General features: G+C 42.4%; 14 protein-coding genes and 1 pseudogene. 10 read left to right on the plus strand and 5 right to left on the minus strand.

From position 1 onward, the window contains the following. Window positions 1–7: 7 nt before the first annotated feature. Window positions 8–487 (plus strand): hypothetical protein, encoded by a 480-nt coding sequence (locus A2W93_11300; protein OFY54859.1) that lies wholly within the window; start codon window positions 8–10, stop codon window positions 485–487. A gap of 5 nt (window positions 488–492) precedes the next feature. On the opposite strand, the gene A2W93_11305 is transcribed toward A2W93_11300, so the two are convergent. After that, window positions 493–2,061, minus strand: a complete 1,569-nt coding sequence (locus tag A2W93_11305) for a hypothetical protein (GenBank protein OFY54860.1) — start codon at window positions 2,059–2,061, stop codon at window positions 493–495. Between the two features lie 362 nt (window positions 2,062–2,423). Between A2W93_11305 and A2W93_11310 the strand changes: the two genes are divergently transcribed. Beyond that, window positions 2,424–3,800 (plus strand): tyrosine phenol-lyase, encoded by a 1,377-nt coding sequence (locus A2W93_11310; GenBank protein ID OFY54861.1) that lies wholly within the window; start codon window positions 2,424–2,426, stop codon window positions 3,798–3,800. A 107-nt stretch (window positions 3,801–3,907) separates the two neighbouring features. After that, a complete protein-coding gene (locus A2W93_11315) occupies window positions 3,908–5,224 on the plus strand; it encodes a hypothetical protein (protein ID OFY54862.1) in 1,317 nt (438 codons plus the stop codon). A 144-nt stretch (window positions 5,225–5,368) separates the two neighbouring features. Here the strand turns inward: A2W93_11315 and A2W93_11320 are convergent, their stop codons facing one another. The 3 genes from A2W93_11320 to A2W93_11330 form a co-directional block, all read right to left on the minus strand. After that, the gene (locus A2W93_11320; GenBank protein ID OFY54863.1) at window positions 5,369–6,547 is read right to left on the minus strand and encodes a hypothetical protein; all 1,179 of its coding nucleotides are present in this window, start codon (window positions 6,545–6,547) and stop codon (window positions 5,369–5,371) included. A gap of 221 nt (window positions 6,548–6,768) precedes the next feature. Further along, window positions 6,769–7,233, minus strand: a complete 465-nt coding sequence (locus A2W93_11325; GenBank protein ID OFY54864.1) for an antitermination protein NusB — start codon at window positions 7,231–7,233, stop codon at window positions 6,769–6,771. Window positions 7,234–7,394: 161 nt separating this feature from the next. Then, window positions 7,395–8,024, minus strand: coding sequence for a hypothetical protein (locus tag A2W93_11330; GenBank protein ID OFY54865.1), 630 nt, complete (start codon window positions 8,022–8,024; stop codon window positions 7,395–7,397). A gap of 486 nt (window positions 8,025–8,510) precedes the next feature. Here A2W93_11330 and A2W93_11335 point away from each other — a divergent pair, with 486 nt between their 5' ends. Next, window positions 8,511–9,848, plus strand: a complete 1,338-nt coding sequence (locus tag A2W93_11335) for a DEAD/DEAH box helicase (protein OFY54866.1) — start codon at window positions 8,511–8,513, stop codon at window positions 9,846–9,848. Between the two features lie 275 nt (window positions 9,849–10,123). Here A2W93_11335 and A2W93_11340 read toward each other — a convergent pair whose 3' ends face one another. Then, window positions 10,124–11,101: a hypothetical protein gene (locus tag A2W93_11340; protein OFY54867.1), complete on the minus strand. Its 978-nt coding sequence runs from the start codon at window positions 11,099–11,101 to the stop codon at window positions 10,124–10,126. A 412-nt stretch (window positions 11,102–11,513) separates the two neighbouring features. Between A2W93_11340 and A2W93_11345 the strand changes: the two genes are divergently transcribed. The 6 genes and pseudogenes from A2W93_11345 (at window position 11,514) to A2W93_11370 (ending at window position 17,114) form a co-directional block, all read left to right on the plus strand. Beyond that, window positions 11,514–12,176 carry a hypothetical protein gene (locus A2W93_11345; GenBank protein OFY54868.1) on the plus strand — a complete coding sequence of 221 codons (663 nt, stop codon included), beginning with the start codon at window positions 11,514–11,516 and terminating at the stop codon, window positions 12,174–12,176. A 2-nt stretch (window positions 12,177–12,178) separates the two neighbouring features. After that, window positions 12,179–13,438 carry a transporter gene (locus A2W93_11350; protein OFY54869.1) on the plus strand — a complete coding sequence of 420 codons (1,260 nt, stop codon included), beginning with the start codon at window positions 12,179–12,181 and terminating at the stop codon, window positions 13,436–13,438. 12 nt (window positions 13,439–13,450) lie between these two features. Then, window positions 13,451–14,353, plus strand: coding sequence for a hypothetical protein (locus A2W93_11355; GenBank protein ID OFY54870.1), 903 nt, complete (start codon window positions 13,451–13,453; stop codon window positions 14,351–14,353). Window positions 14,354–14,357: 4 nt separating this feature from the next. Next, complete coding sequence (locus tag A2W93_11360; protein OFY54871.1) at window positions 14,358–15,266, plus strand: ATPase; 909 nt, start codon at window positions 14,358–14,360, stop codon at window positions 15,264–15,266. Continuing rightward, window positions 15,248–16,006, plus strand: a pseudogene (locus A2W93_11365) (ABC transporter ATP-binding protein). The gene A2W93_11360 and the pseudogene A2W93_11365 overlap by 19 nt, the downstream one beginning before the upstream one ends. A gap of 1 nt (window position 16,007) precedes the next feature. Further along, a complete protein-coding gene (locus tag A2W93_11370) occupies window positions 16,008–17,114 on the plus strand; it encodes a multidrug ABC transporter permease (GenBank protein ID OFY54953.1) in 1,107 nt (368 codons plus the stop codon). Window positions 17,115–17,116: the final 2 nt, after the last annotated feature.

The raw sequence follows: 17,116 nt of genomic DNA on the forward strand, positions 1-17,116 counted from the left end.
TGTACAAATGTCCAGAATAATTTCAATATTGGTTCTTGTGTTCGCAGCTGGAATTTCCGTTGCACAGACAGGTACAGTGGAATTTCATAATAAAATTGTTTCGCAACTATCAAGGATTGATATTGCTGTAAGCCGCTTCAACCAAGGGATTGTGATGTATGACGGCGATACTATTCTCGCCACTTACAAAAATCTGCTATCGGAAACAGAAGCAACAATTGCCGAAACGGAAAAAATATCCATTGCAGCGGGTGGGGAAGAATATCACAAAGCCGCGCTTGAACTGTTCCGGTTTTATTTGCGAACATTTGAAAATGATTATTACGCTGCGGTTGCCATCATGTATCGCATTCCAATAACAGATGCCGATATTGAAGAAATGGAGCGGCTTTTCGATCACATTGAACTAAAGGAATCCATTTTTCTGAATGCATTTTTCAATGAGCAGATTGAATTCTGCGAAGCTGCGGGAATTGAAATGCAGTAGAGATTTTATTGCTTTACAATCCGGGCAATACCCGTTGAATCTCCGCTCTTAAGCTTTAGCAGATACATACCGTTTTCGAGCGAAGAAATATCAATCCCGCTTTCAGAATATTGTCCATGAAGCAGCAATTTTCCCTGCATATCGAATACTTCGAATTGAGCAATGTCGCTGGAATTAATATCGCCAATCTTGATAATATTGTCAGCAGGATTGGGATAAACACTGAGCTGCAGTTGCGATGCTTCGGGTACCGACAAATGCTGCACTTCGATGATGCTGAGCCACACATCCATCATTCCGTGAAAATCGGGAGCCAGCGTAATAGAGCGGGTATTGGTGCAGAATGCAATCTGATTACTTCCGGTCCGGACGGCTTTCGCAGTTTTCTCATTGAAAAAGTCAACGCCATCTATATCCGAGCCACCCATAAAATATGCATTAAAATCTGTAATACCATTGAAGTCGGCAATAAAAATATCTGAAAGCCCATGATTCTGGTCGTTGCATAAAGCAATTGAATCAGATTCTGTTATACCAAATGCCACCGCATGGTTTGCACTGTCAACAACAGCATCAGTAAACGTCATATCCGCATTGTCCAATGTGGCCACTGATCCGGCATGCAGATAATTCCCATTATCGTCAATCACGTAATAAAACCCATAATAATACATCAATTTATCTTCGCGAAACATGAAATCGCCATCATTGCTGTTTGAGTTCCCGATAAAGACAAAAGTTGAATCATTCAGCATTTTCGCTTCTTTAATAATATCCGTTGAAGAACCGCCATAGGTCTTTGTCCATAACGTGTCACCCATTGAATTGAGCTTCATCACAAAAACATCATTGTTGCCATTGTTACCATGTACATCAAAATTATTGGATAGTGTAGTCCCAAAAACCATAATATTCCCATCAATGAGCTGGTAAGCTGCAATACCGCGGTCTTCGCCGCTACCGCCGTAATGCCGGCTCCAGGCAATTGCAAGATTAGATTGCAGACTCATGATCCAGATGTCACTTGATCCGTAATTTCCACTCAGATTTCCATCAGAAGAAGCAGTGCTGCCGGCAAAAATATAACCACCTGCATTTTTAGGTGTAATTCGACTGGCCTGATCGTACAATGATCCTCCGAATGGTGCTCCTGCACTAAGGCCTGCAGTGAAATCATATCCTTTGATCCAGACATCATTACTACCGTGCCCGCCGGCAAAGCCATTATCTGTTGACATGCTTTCCATCAGCAAAACATAATTGGTGCTGGTCACTTCCAAGAAGTCCTTCAGATAATCATCGCTGGTGCCCCCGAATACTGCCGAGTGCACGGAGTCTCCGCTGGCATCAACTTTCATGAACCAAGCATCATCGCCTCCAATAACGGATGGAATATTTCCTCCGGCGGCTTTTGTATACCCACACCAGTAAAATCCACCATCGGATGACTGATAAAAGCGGTACATTTGTTCATATCCCGGGCCGCCATAGTTGCGGCTGAGCGTAGTGTTGATCTGCGAGAACGACGTAAACCCTGTTGTCAGCAAAACGAACAATAATAATAAAGCTTTCATGATGTTGGGGATTTTATTATTTACAAATATAGTAAAAAATTAAATCTGCTCATGAATACATCAGGAATGAGTCTCTGTCCAATAATTTCATCCGTGTAGCGAAATATAAATAGAAAAAGAACAAATCGTAACGTAGAGTTAAAAAAAAAGTATAATTTGGCTGTGAATTTATGAACAGGTCATTTTGTTTTATATCACTTTATGTAAAAGCAAGCTTTGTGTTTCTGAACATCAAGCGGCGTGACGATTTTTAGCCAGATTGTTTATTCATTTATTGCTGAAAATTTTCTTCAGCCGGAGTTACCGTATAAGGAAATTCCATTTTCAAATTTTCAAATTACCAAATATTCAAATCAGAAGTTATGAACTTACCATACGCAGAACCGTATAAAATCAAAATGGTTGAATCCATCCATATCAGCACCCGCGAAGAACGCGAGAAATGGATTTCCGAAGCACATTTCAACTTGTTTAATCTCCGTAGTGAACAGGTTTTTGTCGACTTGCTCACCGACAGCGGAACCGGCGCCATGAGCGACCGCCAGTGGGGCGCCATTATGACCGGCGACGAAAGTTATGCAGGAAGCCGCTCGTATTATCGTCTGAAGGATACCATTCACGAAATACTTGGATTTCCTTATTTTATGCCAACCCATCAGGGACGTGCTGCCGAAAATGTTTTGTTTTCAGCATTGGTAAAAGAAGGTGATATTGTTCCCGGGAACTCGCATTTCGACACAACAAAGGGACATATTGAATTCCGTAAGGCACATGCCATCGATTGTACCATCGATGAAGCTTTCGATACCGAAAACCTGCATCCATTCAAAGGAAACGTCGATATCAATAAACTGAAAAAAGTTTTTGAAATGCATCCGCACGACAAAATTCCCTTTATTATTGTTACTGTTACCAACAACACCGCTGGCGGACAGCCAGTGAGTCTTGAAAACCTGCGTGCCGTCAAGGAATTTGCAAAGAGTGTAAACAAGCCGGTGTTGTTCGACAGTGCACGGTATGCCGAAAATGCTTACTTCATCAAAGTGCGCGAAAACGCTTGTGCCAGCATGAGCATTCGCGAAATTGTACGCGAAATGTACAAGTGCGCTGACATGATGACCATGAGCTCGAAGAAAGATGCCATTGTGAATATCGGTGGCTTCATTGCCATGAACAGCGAAGAACTCTGGCAGAAAGTCAGCGTGTTCAACATCATGTTCGAAGGTTATGTGACTTATGGCGGAATGGCCGGCCGTGACATGGAAGCACTGGCTGTTGGTCTGGCAGAAGGTACCGATTTCGAATATCTGAAAAGCCGCATTTCGCAGGTTGAGTACCTGGGAAATCAGTTGATTGAGTACGGAATCCCAATCCAGAAGCCTATTGGAGGACATGCCGTGTTTATCGATGCCCTGAAGTTTTTACCTGCACTTCCGCGAGAACAATACGTAGCGCAAACATTGGCAATTGAGCTGTATCTCGAGGCTGGTGTACGTGGTGTTGAAATTGGAACACTGCTGGCCGACCGCGACCCGGAAACCCGCCTGGATCGTTTCCCCGCGCTGGAACTCGTTCGTCTTGCCCTCCCACGAAGAACATATACCAACAATCATATGGATGTGGTGGCAGCAGCACTCAAAAATCTTTGGGATCGCCGCAACGGCATAACCAAAGGATTGAAAATCGATTATGAAGCACCTATCATGCGTCATTTTACAGTTAAGATGAGCAGGGTGTAATTGCATATTATCCTCAAAAAGCCGCTGACGAGTAATCGTTTGCGGCTTTTTTTTAGCCCACTCTGTTCAATTTTCTCTTTTTTAAATTCCTTACCTTTGACTCCATTTTGGCGGGCGGTATTATTAAATGGTTTCCTGTTATGAAAAAACTACTTCTTCTTTTGTCTTTTTCCTTTTGTCTTTTGTCTTTCGCAAAAGCGCAAACTGACACGCTTACAGTGATGCAGTACAACCTGCTTAACTATAATAATTACACAAGTTATTGCACAGCCGCAAACAACAATGTTTCAAACAAAGATGCGTATCTCAAGACTATTGTTGATTACGTGCTGCCCGATATTTTCACGGTTTGCGAAATGAACCAGTTGCAGACTTCGGTTGACCGCGTGCTGACAAATGTGATGAACACCAGTGGCAGAAGCAATTATGCGAAAGGTCCAAGAACAAATTATTCTTCTTCAGATATGGTAAACATGGTGTATTACAACACTAATAAACTTGTTTATCACAGCTACACCGCATATCCAACCGATATTCGTGATATAAACGTATATACATTTTATTACAAAGATCCTGCTATAGCTGTAACCAATGACACCGCCTGGATTACCTGCATCATTATGCATCTTAAAGCGGGCAGCTACGAAGCAGATGCGGCAGAGCGACTGGCAGAGGTTACTATTTTGATGAATCAGCTCAATGCATTGAACAAACCTGGAAATTATCTCGCAATGGGCGATTTCAATACATACACATCGACTGAAGAATGCTACGATTTACTTTTAAATCACACCAATCCGAATATTCGCTTTTACGATCCAATTACAAAACCCGGCGACTGGAACAACAACTGCTCATTTGCCTCATATCATACACAATCGACACACAACGATTACAACAATGATTGCTTTGCTGCAGGCGGACTTGATGATCGTTTCGACCACATTATGGCATCGCTTGATGTTATGTCGGGTGGAAAGAACGTGAAATATATCAGTGGGTCTTATACAGCTCTTGGAAATGATGGCAACCATTGCAACGACTCAATCAATCAAGGCACGAACACATCGGTTCCTGCAAATGTTTTGGCCGCACTCATGGGCAACAGCGACCATTTACCGGTGATTCTGAAATTACAGATTGACGTGGCTACCGGCATTAACGATGAAGTAAAAGTTCCATTTGATTTTTATATTCCTTCTAATTCTGCTGATGACAATGGTATTCTGGTGTCGCATTGCAACGGAGAATTTAGCATTGAAGTAATGAATGTTACCGGAAGTCTGGTATACCGTTTTCAAACAAATGCTGCCACAGGCTATAACACAATAAATTTGTCCGATATTCCGAAAACTGCGTCCATAGCCTTTTTCCGCATCACCGATCCGGATGGCAATGTGAAAGTTTATCGGACATTACGGTAGTAGCCATTTGTCGGTTATGAGTTGTGAGTGAATGATTTAACTCGCACCTGGTTACTGACGACTAAATTTTTTTTATCGCGCGCGTATCCAGACTCGTGACTTTGATATGAATCAGACTATGCGATTACTTTAATAAATCTCCATTTAGTTCCTGATTATTTTATATCGTTTTCGCTGGGTTTCTAAAATGTATACGCCTGATGCAAGATTACTGATGTCAATTTGTTCTCTTTTCTTGTCACTTTTTGTTTGTAAAGCGACCTGCCCTATATAATCAACAATGGTGATATCGCCCAGGACAGAAGAGGATTCAATAATAATGTTATCAAATGTTGGAACCGGGTAAATTATCACCTCGTCCGGATTGTTGATTGTTGTAATGGACGATACGCTATCGTTTTCCCATTGAATACCATACAAATTGTTTTTGATATTGTCGTAAGAAATGCTGTGTATATTGGATCCATTGCTTATTGGAATTGAATTATTTGAAACTAAATTCCCGGTAGCAATATCCATTGTAGCTAAATAGGTTGCTGTTCCGCCAGTTGTATAGTTGTAAAAATATTGTTGATTGAGTTGGTCAATAGTAGAAGTGCCATCACCATTACCAAAAGTAGTTCCTGATCCAATTCTTGTTATAACGCCAGTCGTAGTATTTATTGAGATTAATGTATAAATCTGTGTGAGGCTGTTGTGTATAAGTCCGTTTAAAGTATCCAGTGCAGTATTATAGTAAAAATGGAGGAGATGTTCATCAGCGGTCAAACTCATTATTGGGCTTGAGATTAAAGCTCCTGTTATTGCGTCAATTGAAAATATCTGATTGCTTTCTAATGCAAAATAACGATGATGATTCTCGTCAAATGCTGTTACTCCCTGAAGAGTGCTTCCCAGTCCAGATATGGGATTGGTGCCTATCTGAGTATGCAAGCCATTAGTAGGATTTACAGAAGCAAGAAAAAACTGAGCGCCGTCCCAGTATAAACCATAAAGCAAGTCGTTCGTATTGTCGTATTTCAGCTCTCTTACCGTTGAGCCAGTAATCGAAAAAAATGGATTAGAGATAATTGAGCCGTTTGTAACATCTATTGAATAGAGATGGTCAGGATCGGGATCTCCGCCTTGAAAAATATATGAGCCGTGCGTTTCATCATAGCATTTGACGTTTGGATATACCCACCTTATTCCAGCTATGGCAGCACCAATTTTATTATAAGAACCGGTTGCCGGGTCAATTTGAATCAGGTATTCCCCTTGTGAAAATGAAAGTAGCGAAATAAAAGAAGCAACTAACGCCAAGATTGTTGTATAAGTTTTCATGATTGTTGATTTTTAATGGTTTTATGTCCGTATTGTCGAAACAAGTCTGGTTGCATTTTATTTCAGTATATACACCCATTCTTTTAATATAAACCCACATATGTTAGTCTGGTTGTCTGGCAAATATTTTGATCATAAAACATTAACGAATATTTAAGGTCTGCTGAAAAACGCAATGGAATTATATTAAGAGAATATGTTGCGGCGAAGTAAAATCAGCACTATTGTTTCAGTTTCTTAATGAGCATCTCAATCGACTTCCCAATGCGGTTTTTGCGCGTTTCTGTTTTTTTCGAAGAAGCAATCCATTCCACATATTCGCGGCGATGGGTGAACGACATTTTTTCGAAAATTTCTTTAGCTGTTTTATTTTTATTCAGTGCTGCTGAAAAATCGGCAGGGACATCAACTACGCGTTCTGCAGTATCTTCCATAATGACAACATCCACGGTATCGCCGGGACCTTTCCCAATGGCGTCGCGCACTTTTTTATTCAATCCGATGATATGACACGGATGGCCCATGCGGACCAACGATCCGCGATATTCAAATCCATCGAAATACGCTTTCACTTTTATTTGTCCTTTGCGCCCAAACTCTTTTTCAGCATCGTACGGGAATTCGATATAGCCCGAATCTACGGTTGGGTTTTTTATGATTTTTGTGGTGAAGCGGTATTCTTTCATTGCGCTCGTTTTATTAAAAATAAATGTATGAATTTTTATAACACCATACGAAAATATAAAATCAAAAACCCTCTTGTTCCGTTTAAAAACACGGAATGTTATTAAATCAGCTCTTCTCCCTTCAGATCAAAAATCAAAAATCTCAAATCTGACATCTTATATCAAATGGTCCACTCATCATGCACCACGGCCACCATCACAGCTTTTCCTTCAACAATTCGGAACACGATGCGAATCGCTTTCCAGTCTATTCCGTCATATTCGGGTTTCTCACCATTGATTAAGAAATCGACATAGGCGCAACCAGGATATGCTTCTTTAATATTATTGGTGGTATTGCCACGCTGAGTAAATTCATTCACGGTCACTTCCCCTTTTTTCAGAAAATCGGTGTCGTAAACAAAGTCTGCGAAATATTTTTCAATGGTCATTTTTATCGGTTCTCCTGAGCCATCGAATTCTCCCCATTGAAGGACTTCTTTTGATGTCGCTGCGTTGCGGATTTGCTGTGCGCTCAGCACATTGTCTTTGCTCGTATCGATGAAGGCATACGGCGAAAAGCGCACTCCTTGAGGCCCGACGTATTCTGCCAGCTGGTTGTATTCTTTGTTTTTGAAATGTTGCAGAATCATTTTGGCATCCTGCACGAGTTGCTCATCCGAAACGGAATCTTTCAATGAAACAGTCGTGCTGTCAGTCTTCTGTTCCTGATCAGAATTGTTTTTTGATTTATTGTTGCAGGCGACTGCAAGTACTGAAACGATAAAAAGCAACAAAAAAATATTTTTCATAATGCTGGAAATTGTGCCGGCAAATTTAATGAGATAATCAATATGTCTGCGACATCGTTTCGCTGTGACCTGAGACCACCAACGCTGCGCGCCTCGCAACCCAAATAAAAAATGACACAAAAGCTGCTGTCACGCTGAGCCCCGCCGCTGTCATGCTGAGCGGAGTCGAAGTATGAACAGCGGGATAACCTCCGTCGAAGCGTCGGCAGCGAAAATAAAAAAAGAAAGACTGATGTATAGAATGAGATCCCGGCTTCCACCGGCAGAGCTTGTGGACACGCGGTGGCCGGGAACTTGATTCGACTTCTTTTGTTGATTTTCAATTATTGTATCAACCTGATTGGGAGCCCCTGTTTTCCTCGCCAAATCTTAAATTCATTGTTATTATTATTTTATGCGTATCTTTGCAGCAACATAATTACAGGGATTCTGATTTCTTAAAACAATATGTAGACAGAGCTCACAGTGCCTCACTAAAAACATTTCATGACATTTGACGATTTCAATCTCATAGAGCCGATCAAGAAGGCTCTGATAACCGAAGGTTACACCACTCCAACCCCCATACAAACCGAAGCTATCCCAATCGCACTGCAGGGCAGAGACATTCTCGGCTGTGCTCAGACCGGCACAGGAAAAACAGCTGCATTTGCGATTCCAATTTTACAGCTGCTCAATCAGCAGCACCAGAGCGGTGTTGATAGAAAAACAATTAAAGTACTTATTGTAACTCCAACGCGCGAACTCGCGATACAGATTGGCGAGAGTTTTACCGCCTACGGAGCCAATCTTAATATTAAACATACGGTGATTTTTGGCGGTGTTCCGCAAAACGCTCAGGTAAACGCTTTGCAACGTGGTGTCGAAATTCTGATTGCCACTCCCGGACGTTTACTTGACCTGATGAATCAAAAATTTATCAGTCTGAAAAACATTAACATTCTTGTACTTGATGAAGCCGACCGAATGCTTGACATGGGATTTATTCACGATGTGAAAAAAATTCTCGCGGCCGTTCCACAGAAAAGACAAACGTTGTTTTTCTCGGCCACCATGCCGCCTGAAATTGTAAAACTTTCATCATCCATTCTTCACCAACCTGTCAAAATTGAGGTTACGCCGCAGTCTTCGACGGTTGATGTTATTGAACAATCAGTTTGTTTTGTTTCAAAAGCGGACAAACCGATGTTGCTGATGCACTTTCTGAAAGAACCTGCACTTGAAACAGTGCTCGTTTTTACACGCACCAAACACGGTGCAGACAAAGTTGTACGTATTCTGAATAAATGCAACGTAAAAGCGGAAGCGATTCATGGCAATAAAACACAAAATAATCGCCAGCGTGCTTTGAATAATTTCAAAACAAAAGCCATTCGGGTGCTTGTTGCATCTGATATTGCCGCACGCGGAATCGATATTGAAGAATTGTCGTGTGTGGTTAATCTCGACATTCCGAATATTCCTGAAACATACGTTCATCGTATCGGACGTACTGGCCGCGCCGGTTCCGAAGGTATTGCCATTTCATTTTGCGATGTCGATGAAAAGCCATTTCTGAAGGATATTGAAAAACTGATCGGGAAGAAAATACCGGTAGTGACCAACCAGCCCTATCCGCTCGATCCGAATGCAAAAATTGAACGTACTGAACGTCCGCAGCGTCCTGAGCGCAATCAGCGGTCGGACAGAAGGCCACAGCAGGAGAAGAAAAAGCAGTCATCGCATGAAACGAGACCATCCAGAGAACAAGGACAGAAGCGCCCTGAGGGATTTCGCAAACAAAGCGATAATCACAGTGGACAGCGCGTTCTTGTGAAACGATAATTGATATCCGTTGAAAGACAACGTTAGATAAGTTGTCAAAAATTCGTACTTCTAAAATCTTATCGCGACATCGATCTGATCCGCCGCTACGGATTCCTTGGTCATGATTCAATGTTCAGATGTTTGTATTTCTTTCTTCTTTCCTTGTTCGTTGTTCATGATTCTTTATTCACTTCTTCCTTCCTTGTTCCTTGTTCATGATTCTTTATTCACTTCTTCCTTCCTTGTTCCTTGTTCATGATTCTTTATTCACTTCTTCCTTCCTTGTTCCTTGTTCATGATTCTTTATCCTGCCCCTGAAGCCATCGATAGCTCAGAATACCAATAATGGTAAGTACAATTACAAGGATCAAATATGCAATCCGCCAGTTTGCAGGACCCGTCATCATTGAATATTCCGACATGCCTCCAATGCCGGCGATAAGTGTCAGAGGCATGAAGATGGTTGTGATGAAGGTAAGGCGACGAATAGTTTTATTGGTGTTTTCCGAAGCAATAGCCATTTGATTATTAGCCATGGCAAGATGAAGCTCTATAAGGTTCTTCACAGTTTCGCGGCAGGACTCGGTGAGTTCATATAGCCGAACCACATGGTCATATACATCGCGATAGAGGTAGGCCGCTTTATTATCGATAAAATCGTGGTCATCGTGAATGATCCTGTTCAGAATTTCCCGCTCATGAAACAGACTTTTGCGCAGCAATTGAAAGGCATATCGGAGTTTCTGAATTTTCGCAAAATCAATGTCTCCAGACCTTGACAAAAGGAGATCTTCGATTGAATCCGTTTCATCTTCAAGTGCTTCAAGTGCATCCATTTTTTCATCCACGATTTTATCGATGATGTAATGCAGCAGCCACCCAGGCCCGTTGCGCCATAGCCCGTTGTTCGATTCAGACATTTTTTTCGTCAGTGCCATAATCGATTCATTGAGCCTTTCAGAGCGCGTAACGGTAATGATAAATTTATCTCCGATAAAAAGATTCACTTCCTCAGCATGAATATCTTCGTTGTGATAGTTGAATGTATTGAAGATGAGATGCGTGTTTTTTGGAAATGATTCCATTTTCGGGATCTGATCATCGTCCATGCAATCTTCGATGGCGAGCGGATGCAGCCCATATTCTTCGGGCAGCTTTTTCAGTTCTTCTTCAGTCGGCTGATAGAAATGATGCCAGATGTATAAGCTTTCGGAATCAAGTTCCGGAGCTGCCGGAAGCAGCTCGACTTTTCCGTTTGACGAAACATGCATTGCAAATGAAGAGCTCATGGGTGGAAAATTTTATTAAAGGTAAAGGATTGTTTGAAATATGAATTTCTTTTTTGAAAATTGTTGTGTGATATTCAAACAATTTCAATCAAAAATCCATTCTGAATATTCTTCATCTGTCATCCTGAGCGGAGTCGAAGGATTGGACAGATGATAGCAGTGACACTCGAAGCACTGAAAAATAATGACACTTCACGGCGTTTATCCCGCTATCGACATTTCGACTCCGCTCAGAGTGACAGAAGCTTTGCTCCGTATGGATACTACGCTCAGAGTGACAGTAGTAATTCTTATTTAATTAGACATTTTTCATTTTCCAAAATCATTTAACAAAATAAATTTGCGTACCGTTAATAAATGTATTTAATTTGCAGCTTTAATAAAGCTATTAAACATGTCAGTTAACAACGAACAAAACATGGAGAAAACCATTCTGGAGGCGGCCGAGAAGCTGTTTTTAGAGAAAGGTTTTGCCATGGTTTCTACCACCCAAATTGCCAAAGCAGCCGGCTGCAATCAGGCACTTGTACATTATTATTACCGGACAAAAGACCGCCTGTTCGAAGCCATTTTTGCCGACAAGCTGAAAACTTTTTTCTCCGTGATTTTTCAGACACATGATGAATCACTGACATTTGAAGAGAAGCTGAAAAAGTATATCGGCGCTCACTTCGATATGCTGATGGCCAATCCAAAACTGCCATTTCTTGTCGTTAATGAACTTACCACAAATCCATCACGGATAGATTCTTTGAAAGAAATGCTCGGGCCAACCATCAACCATGCGTATGAACCTTTTCAAAAAGAACTCGATGTCGAAATTGAGGCTGGGCGCGTCAGACCAATATCCATCCCCGATATTATTTATTCAATGGTAGCGCTCAATGTGATGGTTTTTATCGGCACGCCCATCATGAAAAAAATCCTGTTTCTTGACGAATCGCATTTTAATTATATGTTGCAATATCGGAAAGAGGAAAACATCCGGATTATTCTAAGCAGTCTGAAGCCTGATGCAGAAACAGAAAAAATCGCAAAATCAAAAAAACGAAAATAGTCATGTCAACACGACTTTTATTACTCTTGTTGTTGATTGCGTCAATACCGGCAACGTCGCACGCACAGCTGACTTTGGAGCAGTGCTACGAAAAGGCACGCAACAACTATCCTTTGGTGAGTCAGTACGGGCTCATTGAAAAATCCGAAGCATACAATCTTTCAAACGCTGCGAAAGCCTGGTTGCCGCAGCTTTCATTTTCGGCCAAAGCCACCTGGCAATCCGAGGTTATTGAATTGCCTTTTACCATGCCGGGCGTCGGCGAAATGGATCATGATCAGTATCAGGCCACGCTTGAACTGAGCCAGACTGTGTGGGACGGTGGTGCAACAGGTGCGCGCCGCGAAATGTACAAAGCCTCTTCGGAACTGGAAAAACAGAAGTACGAAGTGGATTTGTACACCATTAAAGAAAGAGTAAATCAATTGTATTTCGGAATTCTTTTATTGAATGAACAATTGAATCTGAACGCAGTTTTACTGAAGGATCTCGAAACGAATTACAATCGCGTTGAAGCTTCGATGAACAACGGAATGGCTTCGCAGGCCGATCTCGATGCTGTTCGTGTTGAACAGCTCAAAGCCGGACAAATGAAAGCAGAATTGCTGGCTTCGGAAAAATCATTTATTGAAATGCTGTCGGCATTTACCGGCGAAAATATTTCTATTGAAACAGTATTTGTCAAGCCCGATGCTTCTCTCATTTCGCAGGAGACAAATTCAATTCTTCGTCCTGAGGTGCAGCTGTTCGATGCGCAAAGCAATTTGTTTGCAAGTCAGCAGAAAATGGTTCGGGCCGGAACGATGCCTAAGCTGGGACTATTTGCGCAGGGCGGGTATGGAAAGCCCGGATTGAATATGCTGAGTAATGAATTAAATCCGTTTTTTATTGGCGGGGTGAGGCTCAGCTGGAATATCAGCGGATTTTATACGCAAAGCAACGAGATACAATTATTGAAAATAAATCAGCGTGGAGCCGATATTCAGAAACAGACTTTTTTGTTCAACACCAACATGAAGATTGCACAGCAACGCAACGAAATTGCAAAATTTCAGGAGCTGCTGAAATCGGACGATGAGATTATCCGGCTGCGGCAGGGAATACAGCACACTACCGAAGTGCGTGTTGAAAACGGCACAGCGACAGCGTCGGATCTGATCCGCGATCTGAATGCAGTGAACCGTTCCATGCTTGACAAAGCCATGCATGAAATGCAAATGCTCAGTGCCATGTACAATTTAAAGAATTCAACAAACCAATAAAAAAACTGTCCAATGAAAACCGTAAAATATTTCCTTTTATCTCTGTTGATTTTCTCCGTAACCTCGTGTGGAAGCAGCAATGGTGAAACTGACGCGACTGGCGTTTTCGAAGCCACCGAAATCATTGTGTCTTCCGAAGCCAATGGGAAAATCATTGAGCTGAATGTAAACGAAGGCGATGAGTTGAAAAAAGATCAGCGGATTGCCATTATCGACAGCACGCAATTGTATTTGAAAAAACTCCAGTTGCAGGCCAGCGCAAAAGGCGTCAGAAGCCGGAATCCGAATGTGCGGGTGCAGATTGCCGCCACGCAGCAGCAGCTCGAAACAGCTCGTTCGGAAAAGAAGCGCATCCAAAATCTGGTGAATGCAAATGCTGCCAACAGCAAACAACTCGACGATATAAATGCACAAATTCTTGTACTCGAAAAACAAATGGCGGCACAGAAGGAAACACTCGAAAACACCAGTTCGGGCGTTGGCAGCGAATCCGACGCACTAGAAATTCAGATTGCACAAATCGAGGATCAGTTGCTCAAATGCAAAGTGCTGAGTCCGATTGCAGGAACCGTTCTGGTGAAGTTTGCCGAACAAGGCGAATTTGCTTCAACCGGTAAACCTATTCTTAAAATGGCAGATACTGATCACATGTTTCTGCGTGCTTATGTGACGGCCGATCAGCTTACAAAAATCAAAGTCGGGCAAAAAGTAAAGGTGCTTGCAGAATCCGGTCAGGACGATAATCGTGAATTTGAAGGAACAGTGACATGGATTTCGGATAAATCGGAATTCACGCCAAAGACCATTCAAACGCAGGATGAGCGCGCCAATCTGGTGTATGCGGTGAAAGTCGCTGTAAAGAATGATGGGTTTTTGAAGATCGGCATGTATGGCGGAATCATTTTAGGGGAATAATAAAATGTCAGTACTTGTCGAAAATATCTGCAAAAAATACGGTGCTGTTCAGGCATTAAATGGCGTCAGTTTTTCCGCCGAAAAAGGAGAAATATTTGGCATCATCGGACCCGACGGAGCTGGGAAGACCACTTTGTTCCGAATACTCACCACGTTGATTCTTGCAGACAGCGGAACCGCTCTGGTAGATGGTTTTGATGTAGTGAAAGACTACAAGAAAATCCGGCATCTGGCCGGGTACATGCCCGGACGTTTCTCGTTGTATCAGGACCTGACTGTTGAAGAAAATCTAAAAGTATTTGCCAGTGTTTTCAATACCAACATTGCTGAAAACTACAATTTGATCCGCGACATATACCAACAGATTGAACCATTTAAAAAACGCCGGGCAGGAGCATTGTCAGGCGGAATGAAACAAAAACTCGCCCTGAGTTGTGCACTGATTCATAAACCATCGGTGTTGTTTCTCGATGAGCCCACTACCGGTGTGGATCCCGTTTCGCGCAAAGAATTCTGGGAGATGCTGAAGAAATTGAAAGTTGAAGGAATCACCATTCTTGTATCGACCCCATATATGAATGAAGCTGCCATGTGCGACCGCATCGCCCTGATTCAGTCGGGAAAGATTTTCAAAACCGATACACCGGATAACATAGTAAAGGATTTTGGCGAAATCATCTGGGCAGTCAGAAGCCGCAACATGTCAAAGCTGCTGACTGATCTGAGAAACCATCCTTCCACCGGCATCTGTTATGCTTTCGGAGATGCGCACCATGTCCTTATTGAAGATGCTGCGCTGACAACCGAAGAACTGAAAATGTCTCTAACTGCACAAGGTCACGAAATGGTTGATGCCTTTCCGATTGAGGCAGGAATTGAAGATTGTTTTATTCACTTAAGCACCAAAAAATAATGAAGGACGTAATTGTTGCCGATCAGCTGACCAAAAAATTCGGATCTTTCACTGCGGTCGATCACCTTACTTTCACCGTGAAGCAAGGGGAGATTTTTGGTTTCCTGGGTGCCAACGGAGCAGGAAAAACCACCGCCATGCGAATGCTGTGCGGATTGAGCAAACCAACGTCAGGAACGGGATTGGTAGCGGGTTTTGATATAGCTCACCAAAGCGAGCAGGTGAAAAAAAGCATTGGATACATGAGTCAGAAATTTGCTTTGTACGAAGATTTGAAAGTGTGGGAAAATATTCGTTTGTATGCCGGGATTTATGGAGTGCCGGATAAGGAAATTGCTCCGCGCACCGACGAGATGCTTTCGTCCATTGATTTTCTTTCAGAGAAAAACACGCTGGTAAAATCGTTGCCCCTTGGATGGAAACAGAAGCTGGCTTTTTCGATTTCGATTTTTCACCGGCCGCAAATTGTATTTCTGGATGAGCCCACCAGTGGTGTTGATCCGGTAGTGCGACGACAATTCTGGGAATTAATTTATAAATCATCCGATGAGGGCATCACGGTTTTTGTTACCACCCATTATCTCGACGAAGCCGAATATTGCAACCGTGTTTCAATAATGGTGGATGGAAAAATGGCTGCACTTGATACGCCGTCGGAATTGAAAAAAGCAGCAGGAGTCGATTCTATGGAAAATGTTTTTCATCAGCTCACGAGAGGTGCCAACCGTAAAGCAGATTGATATGAGACAGTTTTGGATATTTACTCAGAAAGAATTTTATCACATCCTTCGTGACCGATGGACCATGATAATTTTGTTGGTGCTGCCCGTTGTTATGCTCATTCTTTTCGGCTATGCCATCACCACCGAAATCCGCAATTCCCATTTTGTTGTGTTTGACCCTTCGCGCGATGTTGCAACACAGGGCATCGTAAACAAACTCGAAACCAGCGAGTATTTTGTATTCGACGGATATGTAAACAGTCCCCAGGAAGCAGAACAAATTTTCCAACAAGGCGATATTGGAATGTTTATCATTTTCGGAGAGAACTTTTACAACAGCATGCTGCATACCGGAGATGCGCAGGTGAGAATTGTTACCGACGGGTCTGATCCAAATACTGCGAATACGCTCACGCTGTATGCACAGAATCTGATGCTCTCGTACCAGCAGGATATTTTCAAATCGGCAGCAGTTCCGTATCAGATTGAACCGGAGATCAGACTGCTGTATAATCCCACCATGAAAGGATTGTACAATACGGTGCCTGGGGTGATGGGCATGCTCATCATGCTTGTTTGCGCCATGATGACATCCGTTTCTATTGTGCGTGAAAAAGAAAAGGGCAATATGGAAATTCTGCTTGTTTCGCCCATGAAACCCATCAGTATTATTCTGGCGAAAGTGGTTCCGTTTTTCATGATATCGTTGTTGAATTTTGCCACCATCATTTTTATAGCCACTGTTATTATGGGGGTGCCGGTAAACGGAAGCTGGTTATTACTGATTGCCGTTTCACTGCTTTTCATTTTTGTATCGCTGGCCATTGGCATTCTGATTTCCACTCTCGTCAGCAGGCAGATGGTTGCTTTGCTCGCCTCGGCAATGGGGTTGCTGTTACCTGCCGTTTTATTGTCGGGACTGATATTTCCTGTTTCAAGCATGCCGTTTGCGTTGCAAATGGTTGCGCAGATTTTACCGGTGAAGTGGTATATCGAAGCAACACGCGCGATTATGATCATGGGTGTTGGATTTTCCGCTATAGCTACACAGGTGGTCGTATTGTCAACTATGGCCATTTTACTTCTTGTTCTTAGTTTGCGAAATTTCAAAATCAGACTGGATTAATT

This window comes from Bacteroidetes bacterium GWF2_43_63 (genome assembly GCA_001769275.1).
Classification (GTDB): Bacteria; Bacteroidota; Bacteroidia; order Bacteroidales; family DTU049; genus GWF2-43-63.